At 36.9% G+C, this 22,412-nt stretch carries 23 protein-coding genes; 17 read left to right on the top strand and 6 right to left on the bottom strand.

From position 1 onward, the window contains the following. From secY to rplQ, 8 genes are all read left to right on the top strand, one after another. Entirely contained in the window at window positions 1-1,380 is a 1,380-nt protein-coding gene (gene secY, locus N0B16_RS06980) for a preprotein translocase subunit SecY (RefSeq protein WP_262990073.1), read from the top strand. Window positions 1,381-1,383: 3 nt separating this feature from the next. Continuing rightward, window positions 1,384-1,599 carry a translation initiation factor IF-1 gene (infA, locus tag N0B16_RS06975; RefSeq protein WP_034684855.1) on the top strand — a complete coding sequence of 72 codons (216 nt, stop codon included), beginning with the start codon at window positions 1,384-1,386 and terminating at the stop codon, window positions 1,597-1,599. Between the two features lie 114 nt (window positions 1,600-1,713). Next, on the top strand, window positions 1,714-1,830 hold the full coding sequence (gene rpmJ, locus N0B16_RS06970; RefSeq protein WP_007839480.1) for a 50S ribosomal protein L36: 117 nt from the start codon (window positions 1,714-1,716) through the stop codon (window positions 1,828-1,830). A gap of 9 nt (window positions 1,831-1,839) precedes the next feature. Beyond that, window positions 1,840-2,217: a 30S ribosomal protein S13 gene (gene rpsM, locus N0B16_RS06965; protein WP_219971507.1), complete on the top strand. Its 378-nt coding sequence runs from the start codon at window positions 1,840-1,842 to the stop codon at window positions 2,215-2,217. A gap of 12 nt (window positions 2,218-2,229) precedes the next feature. After that, the gene (gene rpsK / locus N0B16_RS06960) at window positions 2,230-2,619 is read left to right on the top strand and encodes a 30S ribosomal protein S11 (protein ID WP_027387198.1); all 390 of its coding nucleotides are present in this window, start codon (window positions 2,230-2,232) and stop codon (window positions 2,617-2,619) included. A 19-nt stretch (window positions 2,620-2,638) separates the two neighbouring features. Beyond that, window positions 2,639-3,247 (top strand): 30S ribosomal protein S4, encoded by a 609-nt coding sequence (rpsD, locus tag N0B16_RS06955; protein WP_262990072.1) that lies wholly within the window; start codon window positions 2,639-2,641, stop codon window positions 3,245-3,247. Window positions 3,248-3,280: 33 nt separating this feature from the next. Continuing rightward, on the top strand, window positions 3,281-4,276 hold the full coding sequence (locus N0B16_RS06950; RefSeq protein ID WP_262990071.1) for a DNA-directed RNA polymerase subunit alpha: 996 nt from the start codon (window positions 3,281-3,283) through the stop codon (window positions 4,274-4,276). Between the two features lie 6 nt (window positions 4,277-4,282). Beyond that, complete coding sequence (gene rplQ / locus N0B16_RS06945; protein ID WP_262990069.1) at window positions 4,283-4,804, top strand: 50S ribosomal protein L17; 522 nt, start codon at window positions 4,283-4,285, stop codon at window positions 4,802-4,804. A gap of 53 nt (window positions 4,805-4,857) precedes the next feature. Here rplQ and N0B16_RS06940 read toward each other — a convergent pair whose 3' ends face one another. Beyond that, window positions 4,858-5,277, bottom strand: a complete 420-nt coding sequence (locus N0B16_RS06940; RefSeq protein ID WP_262990068.1) for a hypothetical protein — start codon at window positions 5,275-5,277, stop codon at window positions 4,858-4,860. A 143-nt stretch (window positions 5,278-5,420) separates the two neighbouring features. Between N0B16_RS06940 and eno the strand changes: the two genes are divergently transcribed. The 5 genes from eno (at window position 5,421) to N0B16_RS06915 (ending at window position 12,073) form a co-directional block, all read left to right on the top strand. Then, complete coding sequence (eno, locus tag N0B16_RS06935) at window positions 5,421-6,713, top strand: phosphopyruvate hydratase (RefSeq protein WP_262990067.1); 1,293 nt, start codon at window positions 5,421-5,423, stop codon at window positions 6,711-6,713. An 83-nt stretch (window positions 6,714-6,796) separates the two neighbouring features. After that, window positions 6,797-8,083 (top strand): citrate synthase, encoded by a 1,287-nt coding sequence (locus tag N0B16_RS06930; RefSeq protein ID WP_262990064.1) that lies wholly within the window; start codon window positions 6,797-6,799, stop codon window positions 8,081-8,083. A gap of 243 nt (window positions 8,084-8,326) precedes the next feature. Then, window positions 8,327-9,241 (top strand): dimethylarginine dimethylaminohydrolase family protein, encoded by a 915-nt coding sequence (locus N0B16_RS06925; RefSeq protein ID WP_262990063.1) that lies wholly within the window; start codon window positions 8,327-8,329, stop codon window positions 9,239-9,241. Between the two features lie 39 nt (window positions 9,242-9,280). Further along, window positions 9,281-10,204, top strand: coding sequence for a citrulline utilization hydrolase CtlX (gene ctlX, locus N0B16_RS06920; RefSeq protein WP_262990062.1), 924 nt, complete (start codon window positions 9,281-9,283; stop codon window positions 10,202-10,204). A gap of 111 nt (window positions 10,205-10,315) precedes the next feature. After that, window positions 10,316-12,073: a discoidin domain-containing protein gene (locus tag N0B16_RS06915; RefSeq protein WP_262990061.1), complete on the top strand. Its 1,758-nt coding sequence runs from the start codon at window positions 10,316-10,318 to the stop codon at window positions 12,071-12,073. 116 nt (window positions 12,074-12,189) lie between these two features. On the opposite strand, the gene N0B16_RS06910 is transcribed toward N0B16_RS06915, so the two are convergent. From N0B16_RS06910 to recJ, 4 genes are all read right to left on the bottom strand, one after another. Further along, window positions 12,190-14,433, bottom strand: a complete 2,244-nt coding sequence (locus N0B16_RS06910) for a TonB-dependent receptor domain-containing protein (protein WP_262990060.1) — start codon at window positions 14,431-14,433, stop codon at window positions 12,190-12,192. Window positions 14,434-14,661: 228 nt separating this feature from the next. Continuing rightward, window positions 14,662-15,000 carry a DUF3817 domain-containing protein gene (locus tag N0B16_RS06905; protein ID WP_262990058.1) on the bottom strand — a complete coding sequence of 113 codons (339 nt, stop codon included), beginning with the start codon at window positions 14,998-15,000 and terminating at the stop codon, window positions 14,662-14,664. 34 nt (window positions 15,001-15,034) lie between these two features. Beyond that, complete coding sequence (gene nadD / locus N0B16_RS06900) at window positions 15,035-15,619, bottom strand: nicotinate (nicotinamide) nucleotide adenylyltransferase (protein ID WP_262990057.1); 585 nt, start codon at window positions 15,617-15,619, stop codon at window positions 15,035-15,037. 13 nt (window positions 15,620-15,632) lie between these two features. Then, window positions 15,633-17,345 (bottom strand): single-stranded-DNA-specific exonuclease RecJ, encoded by a 1,713-nt coding sequence (gene recJ / locus N0B16_RS06895; RefSeq protein WP_262990056.1) that lies wholly within the window; start codon window positions 17,343-17,345, stop codon window positions 15,633-15,635. Window positions 17,346-17,568: 223 nt separating this feature from the next. Between recJ and N0B16_RS06890 the strand changes: the two genes are divergently transcribed. From N0B16_RS06890 to N0B16_RS06880, 3 genes are all read left to right on the top strand, one after another. Further along, window positions 17,569-18,273, top strand: a complete 705-nt coding sequence (locus N0B16_RS06890) for a ferritin-like domain-containing protein (protein WP_262990055.1) — start codon at window positions 17,569-17,571, stop codon at window positions 18,271-18,273. Window positions 18,274-18,306: 33 nt separating this feature from the next. Next, a complete protein-coding gene (locus N0B16_RS06885) occupies window positions 18,307-19,122 on the top strand; it encodes a ferritin-like domain-containing protein (protein ID WP_262990054.1) in 816 nt (271 codons plus the stop codon). Window positions 19,123-19,220: 98 nt separating this feature from the next. Continuing rightward, window positions 19,221-20,036: a M48 family metalloprotease gene (locus tag N0B16_RS06880; protein WP_262990052.1), complete on the top strand. Its 816-nt coding sequence runs from the start codon at window positions 19,221-19,223 to the stop codon at window positions 20,034-20,036. A gap of 118 nt (window positions 20,037-20,154) precedes the next feature. On the opposite strand, the gene N0B16_RS06875 is transcribed toward N0B16_RS06880, so the two are convergent. Next, entirely contained in the window at window positions 20,155-21,777 is a 1,623-nt protein-coding gene (locus tag N0B16_RS06875) for an ABC-F family ATP-binding cassette domain-containing protein (RefSeq protein WP_262990051.1), read from the bottom strand. 116 nt (window positions 21,778-21,893) lie between these two features. Here N0B16_RS06875 and smpB point away from each other — a divergent pair, with 116 nt between their 5' ends. After that, on the top strand, window positions 21,894-22,352 hold the full coding sequence (gene smpB, locus N0B16_RS06870; protein WP_262990050.1) for an SsrA-binding protein SmpB: 459 nt from the start codon (window positions 21,894-21,896) through the stop codon (window positions 22,350-22,352). Window positions 22,353-22,412 lie beyond the last annotated feature (60 nt).

Here is a 22,412-nt window from a genome sequence, read left to right as displayed (position 1 = left end):
ATGAAAGAATTTATACAAACCCTCAAAAATATTTGGAGCCTTAAAGAATTAAGAGATAAAATTATCTTCACTTTAGGGATTATTCTTGTGTATAGATTCGCATCTTATATCTCTCTGCCGGCAATTAACCTTGCGCAGGTGGGAGATCTCTTAGAGCATTATAAAAGTCAAGGCGGTAACAAGCAGGGAGCTGGTCTCCTTGGCTTGCTTTCGTCATTTACGGGTGGGGCTTTCAGCCATGCTTCCGTGATGGCGTTAGGAATCATGCCTTATATTTCTGCTTCTATTATTGTTCAGTTGATGGGGATGGCTATTCCTTATCTTCAGAAACTTCAGAAAGACGGAGAATCAGGTAGAAATACATTGAATCAGATTACCAGATGGTTAACCATAGGGGTTTGTCTTGTACAGGCGCCTTCTTATTTAACCTCTATTACTCAATTATTCTTACCGTACGCTCAGTTCCAGTCTGCATATTTTGTAGACCCTAATTCTATTATGTTCTGGCTTCCAAGTATTGTAATCTTGGTAGCAGGTTCTGTATTTGCCATGTGGCTAGGTGAAAAAATTACCGATAAAGGAATTGGAAATGGTATTTCCATCCTTATTATGGTAGGGATTTTATCAAGATTACCGGAAGCATTTGTACAGGAAATTGCAGTACAAAACGGAAAAGGCGGAATGGGTTCTATCATGATCCTTATAGAAGTCATATTCTGGATGCTGGTTGTTCTCTTGGCAGTAGTATTATCTGTTGCGGTGAGAAAAATCCCTATTCAGTATGTAAGCAGAGCTCAGGCAAGAGGAGGTGTAAACAAAAATCTTATGCAGGGAGCAAGACAGTGGATTCCGTTAAAAGTGAATGCAGCTGGGGTTATGCCAATCATTTTTGCTCAGGCATTGATGTTTGTACCCGGTTTGTTGACCAAAGTAGACGAGTCTAATACTTTTCTTGCCGGTTTCAAAAATGTTTTCAGCTGGCAGTACAACGTACTGTTTGCACTGTTAATTATTATCTTTTCATTCTTCTATACTGCAATTACCATCCCGGTAAACCAAATGGCTGATGATTTAAAGAGAAACGGAGGTTTGGTACCGAAGGTAAGACCCGGTAAAGAAACAGCAGATTACTTAGATGATATTTTATCAAAAATTACCTTGCCAGGTGCAATATTTTTGTCTATCTTTGCAGTCCTTCCGGCAATAGTGCATGGAAGCCTTGTTCAGACAGATGCGTTCGCCTTATTTTTCGGGGGAACTTCGTTGCTAATTATGGTTGGGGTGGTATTAGATACTGTTCAACAGATTAACACTTATCTGCTGAATCATCATTATGATGGCTTAATGCAGTCTAAGTTATCAAGATCGACTGGATATTAATTTATGGCAAAACAGAAACATATTGAACAGGATGGCGTTATTACGGAAGCACTTTCGAATGCGCAGTTCCGTGTAGAACTTGAGAATGGGCATATCCTTATCGCTCATATCTCCGGTAAAATGAGAATGCATTATATTAAACTTTTACCCGGTGATAAGGTAAAACTTGAAATGTCTCCCTACGATTTGACAAAAGGGAGAATTACATTTAGATATTAAACAAACGCCAGATGGAATCTCAGGATCTCCATTTGGCTGTTGTTAAAAAAATAAACATATTCAAATGAAATCGAAGATTCCATTTGTACTTATTAAAAGATTATAATATATCAAATGAAAGTTAGAGCATCAATTAAAAAAAGAAGTGCTGATTGCAAAATTGTACGCAGAAAGGGTGTGCTTTTCGTAATCAACAAGAAAAACCCAAAATTTAAACAAAGACAAGGCTAATATTAAATTATGGCGAGAATTGCAGGTATTGATTTACCAAAAAACAAAAGAGGCGTTATCGGTTTAACTTATATTTATGGTGTTGGAAGAAGTACTTCTTCTGAAATCCTGAAAAATGCCGGTATCAGCGAAGATAAGAAAGTCAACGAATGGAATGACGATGAATTGGCTGCAATCAGAAATTACATCACCGAAAACATTAAAGTGGAAGGTGAGCTTAGATCTGAAGTGCAATTGAACATCAAGCGATTGATGGACATAGGATGCCAACGAGGAATACGTCACAGACTAGGACTACCTTTAAGAGGCCAGAGAACGAAAAACAACTCTAGAACCCGTAAAGGAAAGAGAAAAACAGTTGCTAACAAGAAAAAAGCAAGTAAATAATCGTTAGGAATTATGGCAAAACAAACTAAAGTAGTTAAAAAAAGAAAAGTAAAAGTTGAAGCTATTGGAGAAGCGCATATTCAGGCTTCTTTCAATAACATCATCATTTCTTTAACAAATAAAAGCGGAGAAGTTATCTCTTGGGCTTCTGCCGGTAAAATGGGTTTCAGAGGTTCTAAAAAGAACACTCCTTTTGCTGCTCAGATGGCAGCTGAAAATTGCTCTAATGTAGCTCACGAAGCGGGTCTTAGAAGAGTAAAGGTGTATGTGAAAGGTCCGGGTGCAGGTAGAGAATCTGCCATCAGAACCATTCACAATTCAGGTATCGAAGTTAGCGAAATCATTGATGTGACTCCTATGCCACATAATGGATGTAGACCACCAAAAAGAAGAAGAGTTTAATTTTTAGAATTTATCCATTATGGCAAGATATATTGGTCCTAAAACTAAGATTGCGAGAAAGTTTGGTGCTGCAATCTACGGAGACGACAAAAACTTCGAAAGAAGAAAAAACCAACCACCAGGACAACATGGTCCTAACAAAAGAAGAGGTGCTAAAAAATCAGAATATGCAGTGCAGCTGGCTGAAAAGCAAAAAGCTAAATATACTTACGGTATATTAGAAAGACAGTTTGCGAACTTATTTGAAAAAGCACACAGAAGTAAAGGTGTAACAGGTGAAGTTTTATTACAGCTTTGCGAATCAAGATTGGATAATGTAGTGTACAGATTAGGTTTTTCTAAAACCAGAGCCGGTGCAAGACAATTGGTTTCTCACAGACACATCACAGTGAATGGTGAGATCCTTAACATTCCTTCTTATTTGGTAAAAGCAGGAGATGTAATCGCAGTAAGAGAAAAATCAAAATCTCTTGAAGTAATTACTGATTCTTTAGCTTCTAAAGCAAACTATGAGTGGTTACAATTCAACGATGAGAAAAAGCAAGGTACTTTCGTATCTGCTCCTGAAAGAATCCAAATCCCGGAAGACATCAAGGAACAGCTTATCGTCGAACTTTACTCTAAATAATTTTTTAATCAAATTTTTGCTCAACCCAATAATATGGCAATTTTACAATTCATAAAACCCGATAAAGTAATTCTACTTAACTCTGATGAATTTAAAGGTCAATTCGAATTCAGACCTTTAGAACCAGGTTTCGGGCTTACAATCGGTAATGCTTTGAGAAGAGTATTGCTTTCTTCTCTGGAAGGATACGCTATTTCATCTATCAAAATAGAAGGTGTAGAGCACGAATTTTCAACGATTCCAGGAGTAATAGAAGACGTTACCGAAATTATTCTTAACCTTAAACAGGTAAGATTAAAAGCTACAGCAGAAAACCAGACGAATGAGCAGGTTGTCGCTAAAGTTTCCGGTCAGACTGTAATTACTGCTGGTGATTTAGGAAAATCTATCAACGGATTTGAGATCTTGAATCCTGAATTGATGATTTGTAACCTAAACAGTGATGTTACTTTTGAAATTACGTTTAATGTAGAAAAGGGAAGAGGGTATGTACCTTCTGAACAAAACAAATCAAACAATGCACCGATCGGTACCATTGCCATTGATTCTATTTTTACGCCAATCAAAAAAGTACAGTATAGTATTGAAAATTATCGTGTAGAGCAAAAAACAGACTACGAAAAATTAGTATTAGATATTGAAACTGACGGTTCTATAAGCCCTCAGAATGCTTTAACGGAAGCTTCTAAGATATTGATTTATCATTTCATGTTGTTCTCTGATGAGAGAATCACTTTAGAAACAGAAGCGGTAAAAGCATCTATCCAATACGATGAAGAAACTCTTCACACAAGACAACTTCTTAAGTCTAAATTAGCAGATATGGATCTTTCCGTAAGAGCCCTAAACTGTCTGAAAGCAGCTGAAGTAGAAACGCTTGGAGAATTGGTTTCTTACAGTAAGTCTGATTTGATGAAATTCAGAAATTTTGGTAAAAAATCTTTGACAGAACTAGAAGAATTAGTGCATTCAAAAGGTCTTAACTTCGGTTTCGACGTTGCAAAATATAAGTTAGACGCTGATAAATAAATAATAATGAGACACGGTAAAAAATTCAATCACTTAGGAAGAACAACTTCTCACAGAAGTGCGTTACTTTCTAATATGGCTTGTTCTCTAATTGAGCATAAAAGAATCAACACTACTGTAGCTAAAGCGAAAGCTTTAAGAGTATATGTTGAGCCCCTATTAACAAAAGCAAAAGAAGATACTACACACAACAGAAGAACTGTCTTTTCATATCTTCAAAGTAAAGAAGCGGTTGCTGAATTGTTCAGAACTGTAGCTCCTAAAATCGCTGAAAGAAACGGCGGTTATACGAGAATCATCAAAACAGGTTTCAGACCTGGAGATGCTGCAGATACTGCTTTGATCGAGTTGGTAGATTTCAATGAGCTTTATAATCCTAATGCTGAGGAGAAGAAGACAACAAGAAGAAGTAGAAGATCTGCTTCTACTGCAAAGGTAGCTGTTGAAGCTCCTGCTGCGGCAGAAGAAAAAGTTGAAGAGCCTAAGGCAGAAGCAACAGACTCTACAGAAGAGAAAGCTGGAGAATAATATTTTCCAGAGATATAAAAAAGCCGTTCAGAATTTCTGAACGGCTTTTTTGATTATATTTTAGTTTTTACCAGCTCGATAATGGTATCCCCTTGATGCAAAATAAGGCTGTCGCCTTTTACAGTTGCTTTCATCTCATCTTTTTCATACGTTGTTTCACTTTCTGTAGACTGCTTTTTCTCCATTGTAAAGGTCTTTTTATTATTGGTGATAGCCACAGTACGGTTGTTAGGATCATAATTAAAAACCACCTTTACCAAGGTTCCGTCGGTAGCTTTGTACACATAATCCGTTTTAATGGTTTTCTTTCCGTTAACATCTACATTGTAGCCTACCGTTGAATCTACTTTACCATTATCTGCAAGAATTACCTGGCTTTCAGGTTCTGCTTTTACAATTCCTTTATTTCCTTCTTTTTTACATGCGACCATTAAAAACATTAAGAGTAGCAATGAAATCCCTTTTTTTATCATACAATTTATTTTAAAAATGAATGCTTTAATTATCTATGTAAAATTAACTAAAATTTAACTCACAAATATGCAATTGAAAGATAGAGAATAACGAAAAAAGTTAAATTTTCATTAAATTTGTCTAAACTTAAAAAAATCAGATAATGAGTTATATTTCTTACATAGAAGCAAGACAGATTTTGGATTCCAGAGGTAATCCTACCGTTGAAGTAGATGTATTTACAGAAAGCGGCGCCATGGGTCGTGCTGCAGTACCTTCGGGAGCATCTACAGGAGAACATGAAGCCGTAGAATTGCGTGACGGAGGTTCAGAATGGATGGGGAAAGGAGTGTCTAAAGCAGTAGAAAATGTAAGAGAAGTAATTGCTGCGGAATTGGTAGGTCTTCCTGTTTTTGATCAGAATCTTATTGATCAGATTATGATTGATCTTGACGGAACCAATAATAAAGGAAGTTTAGGCGCCAATGCTATTCTTGGAGTATCATTAGCGGCAGCAAAAGCGGCGGCAGCAGAATTAAAAATGCCATTATACAAATATATCGGGGGCGTAAATGCAAATACACTTCCGGTTCCCATGATGAACGTGATTAACGGCGGATCTCACTCAGATGCTCCGATAGCATTCCAGGAATTTATGGTGATGCCGGTAAAAGCAGATTCTTTCTCTCATGCACTCAGAAAAGGAACTGAAATTTTTCATAACCTGAAAGCGATTTTACATTCAAGAGGTTTGTCAACAGCAGTAGGAGATGAAGGAGGTTTTGCACCTACTTTCACAGGTACGGAAGATGCTTTGGATACCTTACTTCAGGCCATCGAAAAAGCGGGTTACAAACCGGGTGATGATGTGATGATCGCTTTAGATTGTGCCGCTTCAGAATTTTATAAAGACGGAGTGTATGATTACAGGAAATTCCAGACACAGGATTCAGCACAGTTTTCAAGCAGTGAGCAGGTTTCTTATTTAGCGGAATTGGCGAATAAATATCCAATTATTTCTATCGAAGACGGAATGCATGAGGACGACTGGGTAGGCTGGAAAATGCTTACCGATAAAATAGGAGACAGAGTACAGTTGGTGGGAGATGATTTGTTCGTAACCAATGTTGAAAGATTATCAAGAGGAGTAAAAGAAGGAATTGCCAATTCAATCTTAGTGAAGGTAAACCAGATCGGTTCTCTTTCCGAAACAATGGCTGCTGTACAGATGGCACAACACAATAAATTTACCACGGTAATGTCTCACCGCTCAGGTGAAACTGAAGATTCTACCATTGCAGATCTTGCCGTAGCGATGAATTGCGGACAAATCAAGACCGGTTCTGCATCAAGATCAGACCGAATGGCAAAATATAATCAGCTCTTGAGAATAGAAGAAGCTTTAGGAGAAACCGCTATTTTCCCTGGTTTAGAAGCATTTAAGATTAACAGATAATAAAATAAAAAAAACAGCAAACTAATTTTTGGGTTGCTGTTTTTTTGTGTATTTTTAAGAAATTTAAAATAAAATATTAAATAATGTCAGACAACAAAGTTATATTGAATTACGATGGTCATTCGTATGAATATCCTATCGTTGATAGTACAATCGGAGACAGAGGAATAGATATTTCAAAATTAAGAGATCAGACCGGTCTTATCACCCTGGATTTAGGCTACAAAAATACTGGCGCCACCTTAAGCGACATCACGTATCTGGATGGGGATAAAGGTGAATTGTTCTACAGAGGATATCCTATCGAGCAAATTGCTGAAAAATCAAACTTCACAGAAGTAATGTATCTTCTTTTACACGGTGATTTGCCAAACAATGACCAGTTCAATACCTTCAACGGGAATATCAAAAAATATAATTTCGTGGCAGAAGAGATGAAAAAAATCATCGACGCCTTCCCACGTTCTGCCCATCCAATGGGAGTTTTGTCATCTTTGACGTCTGCATTGACTGCTTTCAACCCGAAAGCGGTAAACGTAAATTCAAAAGAAGAAATGGATTTGGCTGCAGAGTTGCTGATTGCTAAATTTTCTCATCTTTGTGCATGGACGTACAGAAAAAGCCAGGGTTTACCGCTTAACCACGGAGATAACAACCTGAATTATGTAGAAAATTTCTACAAAATGGCTTTCAGACTACCAAATGCAGATTTCGAAATTAATCCGGTTGTAGTAGATGCTTTAGATAAATTATTAATCCTTCATGCAGATCATGAGCAAAACTGTTCTACTTCTACAGTGAGAATGGTAGGTTCTGCGCATACGGGTCTTTTTGCATCAGTTTCTGCAGGTATTTCTGCACTTTGGGGCCCGCTTCACGGAGGTGCAAACCAGGCAGTAATTGAAATGCTTGAATTGATCGAAAAAGATGGCGGTGATGTCAACAAATGGGTTGAAAAAGCCAAAGACAAAAACGACAGTTTCCGTCTTATGGGATTCGGACACAGAGTGTACAAAAACTTCGATCCAAGAGCAAAAATCATCAAAAAAGCTGCAGACGACTTATTAAGCGCATTAGGAATTGAAGACAAAGCGCTGGATATTGCAATGCAGTTAGAAAAAGTAGCACTTGAAGACGAGTATTTCATCGAAAGAAAATTATATCCAAACGTAGATTTCTATTCAGGAATTATCTACAGAGCATTAGGAATTCCTACAGAAATGTTTACCGTAATGTTTGCATTAGGAAGACTTCCGGGATGGATTGCACAGTGGAAAGAAATGAGACTGAAAGGAGACCCGATCGGAAGACCAAGACAGGTTTATCAGGGGGCTCAGCAAAGAGATTACATCGATATTGCAAGCAGATAACATCCGTTGCCTATTATATAAATAAAATCCTGAAGTTTTACTTCGGGATTTTTTTAGTATTGGGGAAATTAAAAAGCAGTAATTAATATTAAAAGTTGGAGTACAGCTTAAAAAAACTGCTTATTTTCAACGGATATTTCATATAGTAATTAAATTTTTGACTTCAAGAGGGTTTCATTATATTTGTGATTCACGCTGGGTGAAAAAAGCTTTACTTAAAAGCCTCTATATTAGAAAATTTTTATGAAACTAAATATCAAAAACGAAACCGGCAAACTGAAATCGGTAGTTCTGGGTCAGCCCAATTCTATGGGTCCGGATCCTACTTTGGAAGAAAGCTATGATGCAAAATCGTATCACTCTATTCAACATAATATCTATCCCAAAGAAAAAGATATCATTGCTGAAATGGAAACTTTCGAGAAAGTACTCAGAAAATATGATGTGGAAGTTTTACGCCCAAGCATTATAGAAAACTATAATCAGGTTTTTGCAAGAGATGTTTCTTTCGTTATTGAAGATAAAATGATCATTTCTAATGTCATCGCAGATCGTGCCGATGAGCAGGATGCATACAGAAGTATTTTTGAAAAAGTAAAATGGCGTGATATTATTAATCTTCCGGATACCGCACACATCGAAGGCGGAGATGTTATTGTCTGGAATGATTTCATATTTATCGGCACCTGTTTTTCACAGGATTACCGCAACTATAAAACAGCGAGAACCAACGAATACGCCATCGAAATCCTGAAAGAATATTTCCCTAAAAAGAGGATTCTCGATTTTGAACTGAAAAAAAATGATCGGGAACCTTATCAGGGAATTCTGCATTTAGACTGTACCTTTAATCCTGTCGGTACAGACAAATGTATCATTTATAAAAACGGTTTTGTAGATGAAAGTGATTATCAGCTGATTCTGGATATTTTTGGAGAGGAAAATTGTTTTCATGTAAACGATGAAGAAATGTTTGAAATGTATCCCAATATTTTCTCGATTTCTCCGGAAGTAGTAGTTTCAGACAAAGCATTTACCAGAATGAACAATCACCTCAGAAATGAGTGGGGAATGACTGTGGAAGAGATTCCATACCGTGAAATCTCAAAAATGGGCGGTTTGCTAAGATGCTCTACCATGCCTTTGGTGAGAGAATAAATGCACAAAGTTTTAAAAATATAATAAAAAAATAAGCAGATGCAGACAACAGATACGGTATTAATGATAGAGCCGATCGCATTCGGTTACAACGCTGAAACAGCCGAAAACAACTACTTTCAGGTAGAGCAGAAAGGTGCGGATATTCAGTCGCAAGCTTTGAAAGAATTCAATACTTTTGTTGAAAAACTGAAAAGCAAAGGCATTAATGTCATTACCATAAAAGATACAATAGATCCTCATACTCCGGATTCAATTTTTCCTAATAACTGGGTAAGTTTCCACAATGACGGAAAGGTGGTGCTATATCCCATGTTTGCATCCAACAGGAGAGTGGAAAGAAGAGAGGATATTATAGAAACCATTAAAAACCAAGGGTTTGAAGTTTCAGAAATTGACGACTGGTCTTTACCGGAAATCCAGGGGCATTTTTTAGAGGGAACAGGAAGTATGATCTTTGATCATGATCACAAAATAGCATATGGCTCCGTTTCCTTAAGGTTAGATGAAAATTTATTTAAAGAATTTTGTAAAAAATATGGTTTTACACCGGTTGTTTTCCATTCTTTTCAGACAGTAGGTTCAGAAAGGCTCCCAATATATCATACCAATGTGATGATGTGTGTTGCCGATCAGTTTGTGGTGATTTGTCTGGATTGCATAGATGATGAGCTTGAAAGAAGCAAAGTCATCGAAACCATTAAAAATTCCGGGAAAGAAATCATCGAAATTTCTGAAGAACAAATGCAGCAGTTCGCCGGCAATATGCTTCAGGTGCAGAATAAAGATGGTAAACAGTTTTTAGTGATGAGCGAGACGGCTTACAGATCTTTACATGAAAATCAAATTTCTGCGATTGAAAAATATTGTGAAATCATTTATTCAGATCTCAATACAATCGAAGTAAACGGAGGCGGAAGCGCACGATGCATGTTGGCTGAAGTTTTCTTACCTAAAAAATAAGTGGTCATCCCTTAAATAAACTTCTGACTTTGTGAAAACAGGGTCAGATTTTTTTTATAAAATTTAAAGACCCTCTTAAAAATAATTAAATTTGTAGGAGATAATTTGATTATGATAAAAAAAATATATGTATTCGTTACCATTCTACTCTGTTATTTTTCATATGCACAGCAAAAAACCTATTGCAACCCCATAAATATTGATTATGGATATACGCCATTTGAAGTATTTTCAAAACAGGGGAAACATCGTGCAACCGCGGATCCTGTAATTGTTAATTTTCAGAAAAAACTCTTTCTTTTTTCTACCAATCAGGAGGGTTATTGGTACAGCGATAATATGCTCGACTGGAAGTTTATCCACCGGAAATTTTTGCGGGATAATAAATATATTCATGACCTGAATGCACCTGCAGTCTGGGCGATGAAAGATACTTTGTATGTTTTCGGATCGACCTGGGAACAGGATTTCCCGATCTGGAAGAGCACGAATCCTACGAAAGACGAATGGAAAATCGCAGTCGACACTTTAAAAGTTGGCGCATGGGATCCTGCTTTTCATTACGATGAAGATAAAAATAAACTGTATTTATATTGGGGCTCAAGCAATGAATGGCCATTATTAGGAACTGAAGTAAAAGTGAAAACATTGCAGTCAGAAGGGTTTGTAAAGCCGATTGTTAAGCTAAAACCGGAAGACCACGGCTGGGAAAGATTCGGGGAGTACAATGACAACGTCTTCTTACAGCCTTTCGTGGAAGGAGCCTGGATGACGAAGCATAACGGAAAATATTATATGCAGTACGGCGCACCTGCAACCGAATTCAGCGGATATTCAGACGGAGTGTATGTAAGTAATAATCCGTTAGAAGGATTTGAATATCAACAACACAATCCGTTTTCCTACAAGCCGGGAGGTTTTGCGAGAGGAGCGGGACATGGGGCTACTTTTGAAGATAATTATAAAAACTGGTGGCACGTTTCTACGATTTTTATTTCGACTAAAAACAATTTTGAGAGAAGATTAGGAATCTGGCCTGCAGGGTTTGACAAAGATGATGTGATGTATACGAATACGGCTTATGGAGATTATCCGACATTTTTGCCTCAGTTTGCACAGGGGAAAGATTTTTCTAAAGGCCTTTTTGCGGGCTGGATGTTGCTGAATTACAACAAACCCGTTCAGGTTTCTTCTACTTTGGGCGGTTATCAGCCAAACTTGGCGGTTGACGAAGATATTAAAACCTATTGGAGTGCAAAAACAGGAAATTCCGGAGAATGGTTTCAAACCGATTTAGGCGAAGTTTCTGCCATTCATGCTATTCAAATTAATTATGCTGATCAGGATGCGGAATTTATGGGCAAAACCTTCGATAAAATGCACCAGTATAAAATATATGGTTCCGATGACGGTAAAAAATGGAAGGTCATTATTGACAAAAGTAAAAATACAAAAGACGTTCCGCACGATTATATTGAGCTGGAAAAACCAGCTGAAGCCAGATTCCTTAAAATGGAAAACTTAAAAATGCCCACCGGAAAATTTGCGTTAAGCGGTTTCAGGGTTTTCGGAAAAGGAAAAGGTACAAAACCGTCAAAAGTAGAAAATTTTGTGCCTTTACGTTCTGATCCTAAAAAATACGGGGAACGAAGAAGCATCTGGATGAAATGGCAGCAGAATTCTGAAGCAGACGGATATGTAATCTATTGGGGGAAATCTCCTGATAAAATGTACGGAAGTATAATGGTGTACGGTAAAAACGAATATTTTTTTACCGGAGCCGATAGAACAGATGCGTATTATTTTCAGATTGAAGCTTTTAATGCAAATGGAATTTCTGAGCGCACGGAGATTGTGAAATCAGAATAAATAGTTACTACAAACTCATCCTGACTTGGATGGGTTTTTTTGTTTAATCAAATATAAAAACCTGCTGATCAATCAGCAGGTTCAATACAAAATAATATATATGAAGAATGAAATGTTTATCTGGTTCTGCTTTTAATAGCATCTGAAGCGCTTTCAATATCTCTTACTTTTTTCACCTTTTGATTTCCGAAATTATAGGTAATACTGAAAGTTCCCCCTCGTCTGAATTGATCATTTTTAACATAGTTGTAATTTCCGTTGTCCTGATAATCTTCAATTTCTACCACATTGGTTCTTAAAACATCGGTTACGTTAAGGGCAAATGTCCATTCATTCCATACTTTTTTTATACTCAGATCTAAGCTCATCAGATTTTTCAATAATCCTAATTCGATTTGCTGTTGGTCTACGTAGAAATAATTAACTCCTAAAAACCAGCTTTTATTTTTGTCTAATCGTAACGTATTATTGGTCTGAATAACCAGACTTGTAGATTTTGACTGATTATTGTAGGTGTCAAATATCTGACCTGTAGTAGGATCGGTATTTAAAGTACCATTGTTGACATTGTGCTGAACACCAATATTGAAATTGGTCGTAAGATATTGCTTGAAGAATGATTTATTGATTCCCAACATGGCCGACATTTCCTGTTTATCACCAAAATTGGTTCTGATGTAAGCAAGTTGTTTGTAGGTCACCCCATTTCTTACGATTTCTCTCTGTAATGGTATTTGTGTAATGACATCTTTAAAATACGAATGATTAAGGATGACAAAATAAGAGCTTTTAAACATATACGTCAATTCCTGGTTATAGGTGGAAGAGGCTTTCACAAAAGGGTTATTTTGGGTATAATTATCTTGAGTAATGATATTTTTCACCGGGTTAAGCTCCCAAAAGCTGGGTCTTCTCATTCTGCTGGAAAAAGCGTAAGAAATATTATGATTTTCATTGATCGCATAATTAAGGCTTAAATAGGGTAAGACGTTATTATAATTTCTTTCTATTCTTTGCAATTCCGGTGTCAAAGCATTGTCTGATGTTCCTATGCTTTTCGTAATCTCATATCTGGAGCCTATTTTCCCGGAAAATTTATCAGAGAACTTTTTTTCCAGAGTAAGGTAAAAGCCGAAGATGTTTTCATCGTAGACGAAATGGTTGGGTTTGCTTTCCGTAAAGTCAGGATTGGTGGTGTAATCTATACTTTCATATTGAGTATTGTTATCCGTTTTGGTTTTGTTGTAGTTTCCTCCTACTGAGACGGTAAAATCATTTTTATATTTCTGAATGTAGTCTGCCGTTCCGGAAAAATTATTAATGATCTGTGGAGTTTCCTGCATGATATTTTTGATAACTCCGAGATTGCTTTGATTGATATCAGAAAGAAACGTATTGTTCGCAGAATTCTGGAAGCGCTTATAATTGAGATATGCAGCATTTACATTCAGTTTGCTTCCCAAAGTATCGGTTTTTAATTCATAGTTAAGATTGACCGAATTGTTATAAGATCGGGCATTTTCCAGATTCTTAGACAGAGAATATTCCGTCTTGTTCAGTGAGCCGTCATTGTTATATAAATGAAGGGTGTTAAACAGTTCAATGGTCGATCCGTAACTTTTATTGGCCCAGGTATTCCACGAAAGTGCAAGATTGCTGTTATCATTGAGCTGATAATCAATATTCAAGTAACCGCCTAAATTTTTATTAGGATCGCGTACAGGTCCTATAGATTCGTTTCGTACTCCGGAATCGCCATTTTTTAACATAAATTCCTGAGCTTCGATATTCTCTCCGCCACTCAGGTTCGCATTGACGCCCAATTTATCTTTTCTGTAATTCACAGAGAAACTGGCCTGGCTAGAATTGAATTTATACTGGCTGTTAGACATTCTCATGTTGCCGCTTGTCCCATCGCTCATCTTTTTCTTTAAAACGATATTGATGATCCCGTCAGAAGATTCTACCTGAAATTCACTTCCCGGAACGGTAATCACTTCTATCTTCTGGATGTTTTCTGCAGGTGTATTTTTCAGGAACTGAACCAGCGATTCTGCATCCATATTAGATTTTCTGCCGTTGATATAAATCAGTGCATTGTTTTTCCCTGCAATTTTCAATGTTTTATCATCAGTACTTGACAGCAATGGAGTTTGCTTCAGGATATCAAATGTTGTATTTCCTTTTGCGACAGGGGAAGCTGCAACATCATATACAAAACGGTCGCTTTGCTTTTTAAAAACCTGTTTTGTTAAAGTGACTCCTTCAATATTTTTTGTTTTTACAGAATCTGATTTTTTTTCCTGGGCGAATGTAAATCCGGTAAAAAATAGGGCGGCGATGAGCAGTGGCGTTTTCATGATTTTAGATTTATAGTTTTATAGATGCTTGTATTTGTTATTATTTTACATTGCAAAGATATATTATAAATTTAGTATCATGCAATACAAAGTAGTAAATATGTTTGTTTTAATCTGTAATGTATTGATAATCAGTTAAATTTTTTATATTTAAATTTGAACTTCTACACAATAAGACAACTGTAACATGTATTTTGTTACAGCGATGGTAGAATTTTCTGAAATTATTTATTCTCTGTCGAAACGCGCCAGCTTTTTATCGATCCAGATCGTGGCAAAAGGAAAAAAAGCAGAAATCAATGCAAAAACGCTGTCTTCGTCGTCCCATGAATAGATCTTTCTTACAGAAGGCAGAAACAGCAGATACAGTGTAAAAAACAAACCATGAATACTGCCAACGGTACTGATGTACACGATCGGTATAACTCCTACAGGGTCAACGCGTATCCAGGTCATTGCAGTAAAAAGGAAAAACCAGGAAATTGCTTCCGCCAAACAGATCTGCTTAAACCATTTGATGATTTTTTCCTGAGGATATTTTGAGAAAAATTTTTCGATGAAGTTCATGTACCTTTGAATTAATGATCAATTTTTGTCTGATTTATTTATAAAAACTACTCCCATCTAAATATTCGAAAACCTCCGGCGGAAGCATCGGACGCACATTTTTGCCGTCTTTGATCATATTTCGGATCTCGGTAGCAGAAAGTTCTATAACAGGTGCCTTAATCATTGAAATGTTATCGTGCTGAAGATATTCGGAATCTTTTTTTTCACCATCAAAAACTCTTGGATAAACAATAATGTGATGATTTTTTATTAAAGTTTCAGAATTTTTCCATTTGCTCAAGCTGCTGAGATTATCTTCTCCCATGATAAGGCTGAAAGAATAATCAGGATATTTCTCGTGCAGATAGGTTAAGGTATCAATCGTATAGCTGGGTCTCGGAAGAGAAAATTCTACATTGGAAGCTCTCATATTGGGGTAGCTTTTTACGGCAAGCTGCACCATATCCAGCCTATTATGATCTTTCAGCAATGATTTTTTTTCTTTAAAAGGATTTTGTGGGCTTACTACAAACCAAAGTTCATCCATATCAGAATTTTCCAGAATATAATTAGCCAAAATCAAATGCCCAATGTGAATGGGATTAAATGATCCGAAAAACAAACCGATTTTTTTCATTTTTCTGAAAAATTTAATCTTTAAACTTTACATCTTTTATGTTGAGGTAATGCGTTACATTGCCTTTCCAGTGGTTTTCTTCCAAAGTGAAAGCTAGATCAAATGTTTTTGTCCTGAAATCATCGGCAAACTGACCCAGCTTAAAGCCTACACATTCAATATTTCTGCCGGTTGATTCCTGCTTGATATAGAATTTGAGGTGATTATTATCTTTCCCCATTGTTTTTACATAGCCTGCAATTTTTTGATTGCGGAGAACGAGATTGGGTTTCATATTCTGCGGACCAAATGGGGCTAATTTTCTATGGAAATTGATAAACTCCCTGTTTATTTCATCAATAGATACTTCAGAATCTACGGTAATAGAAGGCTCTTTTTGATGGTCTTTGATTTTCTCGGCAACCGTTTTTTCAAATTTAATCTTAAAATCCTCAAACTTGTCTTTTTCCATCGAAAGTCCTGCTGCAGCATGGTGTCCGCCAAATTTCAGGAAATATTCTGAACAGATGTCTAAAGCTTCATGCACGTCAAAATCGGAAACAGACCTTGCAGAAGCGACCATTTCGCCATTATTTCCGTCAGTGAAAACCAGTGTAGGTTTATAATACGTTTCGGTAAGACGTGATGCAACAATGCCGATCACTCCCTTATTCCAGTCGGGATGGTACACAATGGTTGAGAATTTTGTGACCTGTTGAGATTCAATGACCTGATTCAAAGCCGAAAGGGTAGAATTCATATCAAGTTCGCGCCTTTCATCATTCAGATTCATGATATCTCCTACGATTTGATGGGCGTGTTTCAGATTGTCGGAAACCATCAGTTCCACTGCGGCTCTACCATGAGAAATTCTTCCGGCAGCGTTGATTTTCGGGGCAATTTCAAAAACAATATTTGAAATTTCAAAATGGGAAAGTTTATCTTCAGGAATCAGCAATCTTAATCCAAGATTTCTGGTTTTACGTAATACTTTCAGTCCCATTTTAGCAAGAACCCTGTTTTCACCGGTCATCGAAACAATGTCTGCGGCAATGGATATCGCCAAAAGATCAGTAAGTTCGAATAATTCCGTTTCCGGGATTTTATATATTGTATTAAGTCCCTGACAAAGTTTAAAACCTACACCGCATCCGGAAAGTTCTTTAAAGGGATATCTGCAGTCGCTTCTTTTCGGATCTAATACGGCAACCGCGTCCGGGATTTCTTCACCGGGTAAATGGTGATCGCAGATGATAAAATCAATATTCTTGCTTTTTGCATAGTTGATCATATCAATTGCTTTGATGCCGCAATCCAGGGCAATGATGAGAGAAAATCCGTTTTCTTTGGCAAAATCGATTCCTTCGGTAGAAATACCGTATCCTTCAGAATTTCTGTCGGGGATGTAATAATCAAGATATTTTTTGTGTACAATTTTTCTGAGATAAAGATAAGTAAGTGCAACCGCCGTTGTACCGTCTACATCATAATCTCCGTATACCATTATTTTTTCACCGTTTTCAATCGCCGTGGCAATACGTTCTACCGCTTTCTGCATATCGGCCATCAGGAAAGGGCTGTGAATATCGGTAAGGTTGGGTTTGAAAAATTCTCTGGCTTTCTGATAGTTGTCGATACCTCTGAGAACCAACAGTTTGGATTCAAAGGTTCCAAAGCCAAGAGATGAACTCAAGCCATCAACAATTTCTTCATCAGGTTCGGGTTTGAAAATCCATTTTTGACTCATTTCACAAAAATAAGGAAAATTTATTTTAAATCTCTTTGAAAATATATCAGTGCGAATAATTAAATCGGAACGCTAATTGATTTATCGTCAATTATTTATGTTCAAGTGTTAATAAAAATCAAAAATAATTACAATTTTTTGTTAAATAATAAATCCAAACAGTAATGCATCTCGTAGATGCTATTATATTCTTCAATAGCGAACCTTTTTAAAAAATAATATTATGAAAAAAACGATTAATGTTTCTAACCAGGGAGCCACTCTGGATACCGGCAGAAGAAACTTTTTAAAACTAAGCGGTATCGGTATTGTCGCAGCAGGTCTTACCCTTGTAGGATGTGACGATGACAATTTTGAATATAACGATAATAAAGTATTTGATCTGGGAATGGGTGATGTAGGTGTGTTGAACTATGCATATGCTCTTGAACAGTTAGAAGCAGATTTCTATACAAAAGTTGTCAACAATTTTTATTCAGGAATTTCCAGTATCGAACAACAATTATTTACCGACTTGTACCATCACGAGGTGATCCACAGAGATTTTTTCAAGGCAGCACTTACTGGAGCCACGTCCAATGTATTGCCTAAATTGGAATTTCAGTATCCCAATGTAAATTTCAATGACCGGAATTCTGTTCTTGCAACAGCAAAAGCTTTGGAAGATACAGGTGTTGCAGCGTATAACGGAGCAGGAAAATATATTACCAATCCTGATTATCTTGTACTTGCCGGAAAAATTGTTTCTGTAGAAGCAAGACATGCTTCTGCGATCAGAAATCTGATTAGTCCTGGAACAGCAGCTTTTTCAGGCGATGATGTGATTGACGCAAACGGACTAGACGTAGCAAAAGAGCCGAAAGATGTTGTTATGGCAGCCGGAGGATTTATTAAAACTCCATTTACCTGGAAAGAAAGAGGTATTTAATTTTAATTATTATTCACATCAAAACCTACTATTATGAACATTCTTAAACTTTTAGATAAACTTTCTGACGATTCATTCTTTACAAGAGAACTTTCAAGATCAGAAACATTAACCGATATTTCTTCATTAGGTAAAAAAGCAGCTATTGCAGCATTGCCTTTAGGATTGGGAAGCTTTATGGCAACTTCAGCCAAAGCTGAGACCACAAAAACAGTTACAGATCCTACTTTAATGAAAACAGCGCTTACTGATGCGCTTCAATTGGCCCTTACATTAGAATATCTTGAAGATGAATATTACCGTATTGGTCTTTTAACTTCCAATTTGATTCCTTCCTCAGACCGTCCTGTTTTTATGCAAATCTCAAAGCATGAAGCGGCTCACGTTGTATTCCTTAAATCTACTTTGACATCTTTAGGAGTTACACCGGGAGCAAAACCTACCTTTGACTTTACCGCAAACGGTAATTTTATGCCTTTTTCAGATTATCAGCAGTTTCTTGCTGTTGCTCAGGCATTTGAAGATACAGGGGTAAGAGCTTATAAAGGACAGGCCGGAAATGTGATGTCTAATAAAGCAGTTTTACAGGCTGCATTACAGATTCACTCGGTTGAGGCAAGACATGCTTCTCAGGTAAGAAGAATGAGAGGCCAAAAAGGCTGGATAGAATTGGCAAACGGTGGAAATATGCCTGCTCCAACAAACCCTGTTTACGCAGGTGAAGGTGTAACCGTACAGGCAGGATTCAATACAGCAACTGCATTTGGTCCGGAAGCAGGTTCGGCAGCTTATGACGAAATTTTAACAGGCACCGATGCGGCAGCTATCGCAGCATTATTTATTGATTAGAACACAATTTATATATATTTTAGCCTTTTCTGCTATGGCAGAAAAGGTTTTTTTTTGATAGAAAGTATTATCTTCACAGGAAAATAAATACATATTTTATGAAAAAAAATTTTATCGGGATTACATTTTTAAGTGCAATGTACCACGTTGAAGCTCAAAAAATTAACTTAGGAAAAGCTACAGACATTATTTCCAAAGGAGCTAAAGCATTTACGTTTACCAATGCCGAAGCCGTGAAGCTTTCTCAGGAATCTGTAGCGTATATGGATAAAAACAACCAGCTTGCAGGATCCAAAGATCCTTACACCATAAGACTCAACAAGCTTTTTGCAAAGCACAAATCTCAGGACGGCCTTATTCTTAATTATAAAGTGTATAAAGTAAAAGATATCAATGCTTTTGCTTGCGCAGACGGAAGCGTGCGCGTTTTTTCTTCATTAATGGATATGATGACTGATGATGAATTGTTAGCAGTAATCGGGCATGAAATAGGGCACGTAAAAAATGAAGATACCAAAGATGCCATTAAATCTGCGTATTTAAAAGCAGCTGCATTGGATGCGGCTTCTTCAGCTTCTTCGAAAGTTGCTACACTAAATGATAGCCAGGTCGGGAAAATGGCCAACGCGTTTTTAGATGCTTCCCACAGCAAAAAGCAGGAATCTGAAGCAGATGTTTATTCTTATGATTTTATGAAAGCAAACCACTACAATGTTGTCGGAGCGTACACTGCATTTAAAAAATTGGCGCTTTTATCTGAAGGCGGAAGTGCACAGTCAGGATTACAAAAAATGTTCAATTCACATCCAGATAGCAACAAAAGAGCGGAAGCCATAAAGAAGCGTGCTGAAAAAGACGGTTTGTGGAAAGATCCCGGAACAGTTACCTTACCTAAAACGAAATTGACAAAATAATTAATTATCATCTTATAAAAATAGCCCCTCAAATATATTTGAAGGGCTATTTTATATTTTATTAAAGCTGTATCATTATTAAAATACAAATCCCCGAATTAGCTTCGGGGATTTGTATTTAAGAATACATTTTCTCTCTTAATTCTTTGATCTTTTTATCGGCAAGATATTCGTCATAGGTGGTTTCTCTGTCGATGATTCCTTTTGGAGTCAGCTCTACAATTCTGTTACAGACTGTTTGAAGCATTTCGTGGTCATGAGAAGACAGCAATAGATTTCCTTTGAAGTTAGACAGCGAGTTATTCAGTGTGGTAATGCTTTCCAGATCCAGGTGATTGGTAGGCTCGTCCAAAAGTAAAACGTTGGCTTTCTGAAGCATCATCCTGCTGAACATACATCTCATTTTTTCTCCTCCAGAAAGTACTTTACAAGATTTTAGCGCTTCATCTCCCGAAAATAGCATCCTTCCTAAAAATCCTCTCATGAATTCTTCGTGACGCTCTTCATCATTTTTTGTGAACTGTCTCAACCAGTCTACCAGATTAATATCTTCCTGGAAGAAACTGGTGTTGTCCAAAGGCATGTGAGATTGGTTGGTAGTAACACCCCAAGCAACATTTCCTTTATCTGGCTGTGTGTTCCCGGCTAAAATTTCAAAAAATTCTGTAATTGCTAACGAGTTTTTAGAAATAACCGCTACTTTATCCCCTTTTTTCAGGTTCAGATCAATATTCGAAAATAATAACTCTCCGTCTTTGGTTTTCTCCAGCCCTTTTACATCCAGAATCTGATCTCCCACCTCTCTTTCCATTTCAAAAATAATGGCAGGATATCTTCTTGAAGAAGGTTTGATATCGTCAATATTTAATTTGTCGATCATTTTTTTTCTTGCGGTTGCCTGTTTCGCTTTCGCTACGTTTGAGCTGAATCGTGCGATAAAATCCTGAAGTTCTTTCTTCTTTTCTTCCGCTTTTTTATTTGCCTGCGCTCTCTGTCTTGTCGCTAATTGTGAAGCTTGGTACCAGAAAGAGTAGTTCCCGGTGTAAAGATTCAGTTTTGCGTAATCTAAATCACCAATGTGGGTACACACGGTGTCCAGGAAGTGACGGTCGTGAGAAACGACGATTACTGTATTTTCATAATCAGCAAGAAAATCTTCTAACCATGCGATAGTATCAATATCAAGGTCATTGGTAGGTTCATCCAGAATCAATACATCAGGATTTCCGAAAAGCGCCTGAGCCAAAAGGACCTTTACTTTGTCCTTATTTTCAAGTTCGCTCATCATCTGATAGTGCATGTCGTCTTTAATGCCTACATTGGAAAGCATGGTCTGTGCATCAGATTCTGAATTCCAGCCGCCCATTTCGTCGTACACAACGCCTAATTCGCCGGCTTTGATTCCGTCTTCGTCAGAGAAATCTTCTTTAGCGTATAAAGCGTCCATCTCCTCTTTTATCTCAAATAATTTTTTGTTACCTCTTAACACCGCTTCAAGAACGGTGAACTGATCATATGCAAAGTGATCCTGTTCCAACACAGACATTCTTTTTCCCGGCTCAAGGGACACGTTTCCTGTCGTTGGATCCTGCTTTCCTGTTAATATTTTAAGGAATGTAGACTTTCCTGCACCATTTGCTCCGATAATCCCGTAGCAATTCCCTTTGGTAAACATAATATTTACCTCGTCAAAAAGAATTCTTTTCCCGAATTGTAAAGATAAGTTAGATACTGTTAACATATTGTTTTGTAAATTTGGCGCAAAAATACGAAAAGATTCGGGGATATTATAATAATGTAATACTCAAGTTATCATGAGTGGTATTTTTGTATATTTCATCAATGAAATTTAGAGTTATGAAGATCGAAAAAACAGTTAATATATTTAATAAAAGAGCCAGGTTTGAATATGAGATCATGGATGAGATCGAGGCAGGAATGGTGCTCACCGGTACAGAGATTAAATCTTTACGCTCTTCAAAAGCATCTATTACAGAGTCTTTTTGCCAGTTTATTGATGGTGAACTGTATATTATCAATATGATGATCGACGAATATAAGCTGGGCACATTTTATAATCACAAGACTAAAAGGGAACGAAAATTGCTGTTGCACAAAAGAGAATTGGCAAAATTTGAAAGGAAACTGAAAGATGCAGGTAATACAATTGTCCCTTTAAAGCTCTACATCAACGATAAGGGAAAAGCAAAGGTTTTAATTGCGTTGGGTAGAGGGAAAAAGCTTTTCGATAAAAGGGAGTCCATAAAAGATAGAGAAAATAAACGGAACCTCGACAGAATATTAAAGAAAAGTTAAAAATCATCCTTAAAACTTTGTTTATAAAGAAAAATTATATTTATTTTGCAATATCAATTA

Origin of the sequence: Chryseobacterium gilvum, assembly GCF_025628965.1 — a bacterium.
GTDB classification, from domain to species: Bacteria; Bacteroidota; Bacteroidia; order Flavobacteriales; family Weeksellaceae; genus Chryseobacterium; species Chryseobacterium gilvum.
This window is presented reverse-complemented; position numbering and strand designations above follow the sequence as displayed.

Excerpts from the sequence above, each read along its gene's own strand:
- rpsK (WP_027387198.1), top strand. The coding sequence starts at position 2,230 with ATGGCAAAACAAACTAAAGTAGTTAAAAAAAGAAAAGTAAAAGTTGAA.
- ctlX (WP_262990062.1), top strand. The coding sequence starts at position 9,281 with ATGCAGACAACAGATACGGTATTAATGATAGAGCCGATCGCATTCGGT.
- N0B16_RS06905 (WP_262990058.1), bottom strand. The coding sequence starts at position 15,000 with ATGAACTTCATCGAAAAATTTTTCTCAAAATATCCTCAGGAAAAAATC.
- N0B16_RS06950 (WP_262990071.1), top strand. The coding sequence starts at position 3,281 with ATGGCAATTTTACAATTCATAAAACCCGATAAAGTAATTCTACTTAAC.
- infA (WP_034684855.1), top strand. The coding sequence starts at position 1,384 with ATGGCAAAACAGAAACATATTGAACAGGATGGCGTTATTACGGAAGCA.
- N0B16_RS06880 (WP_262990052.1), top strand. The coding sequence starts at position 19,221 with ATGAAAAAAAATTTTATCGGGATTACATTTTTAAGTGCAATGTACCAC.
- secY (WP_262990073.1), top strand. The coding sequence starts at position 1 with ATGAAAGAATTTATACAAACCCTCAAAAATATTTGGAGCCTTAAAGAA.
- smpB (WP_262990050.1), top strand. The coding sequence starts at position 21,894 with ATGAAGATCGAAAAAACAGTTAATATATTTAATAAAAGAGCCAGGTTT.
- N0B16_RS06940 (WP_262990068.1), bottom strand. The coding sequence starts at position 5,277 with ATGATAAAAAAAGGGATTTCATTGCTACTCTTAATGTTTTTAATGGTC.
- rpsD (WP_262990072.1), top strand. The coding sequence starts at position 2,639 with ATGGCAAGATATATTGGTCCTAAAACTAAGATTGCGAGAAAGTTTGGT.
- N0B16_RS06875 (WP_262990051.1), bottom strand. The coding sequence starts at position 21,777 with ATGTTAACAGTATCTAACTTATCTTTACAATTCGGGAAAAGAATTCTT.
- eno (WP_262990067.1), top strand. The coding sequence starts at position 5,421 with ATGAGTTATATTTCTTACATAGAAGCAAGACAGATTTTGGATTCCAGA.
- nadD (WP_262990057.1), bottom strand. The coding sequence starts at position 15,619 with ATGAAAAAAATCGGTTTGTTTTTCGGATCATTTAATCCCATTCACATT.
- rplQ (WP_262990069.1), top strand. The coding sequence starts at position 4,283 with ATGAGACACGGTAAAAAATTCAATCACTTAGGAAGAACAACTTCTCAC.
- rpmJ (WP_007839480.1), top strand. The coding sequence starts at position 1,714 with ATGAAAGTTAGAGCATCAATTAAAAAAAGAAGTGCTGATTGCAAAATT.
- rpsM (WP_219971507.1), top strand. The coding sequence starts at position 1,840 with ATGGCGAGAATTGCAGGTATTGATTTACCAAAAAACAAAAGAGGCGTT.
- N0B16_RS06910 (WP_262990060.1), bottom strand. The coding sequence starts at position 14,433 with ATGAAAACGCCACTGCTCATCGCCGCCCTATTTTTTACCGGATTTACA.
- recJ (WP_262990056.1), bottom strand. The coding sequence starts at position 17,345 with ATGAGTCAAAAATGGATTTTCAAACCCGAACCTGATGAAGAAATTGTT.
- N0B16_RS06915 (WP_262990061.1), top strand. The coding sequence starts at position 10,316 with ATGATAAAAAAAATATATGTATTCGTTACCATTCTACTCTGTTATTTT.
- N0B16_RS06885 (WP_262990054.1), top strand. The coding sequence starts at position 18,307 with ATGAACATTCTTAAACTTTTAGATAAACTTTCTGACGATTCATTCTTT.
- N0B16_RS06925 (WP_262990063.1), top strand. The coding sequence starts at position 8,327 with ATGAAACTAAATATCAAAAACGAAACCGGCAAACTGAAATCGGTAGTT.
- N0B16_RS06890 (WP_262990055.1), top strand. The coding sequence starts at position 17,569 with ATGAAAAAAACGATTAATGTTTCTAACCAGGGAGCCACTCTGGATACC.
- N0B16_RS06930 (WP_262990064.1), top strand. The coding sequence starts at position 6,797 with ATGTCAGACAACAAAGTTATATTGAATTACGATGGTCATTCGTATGAA.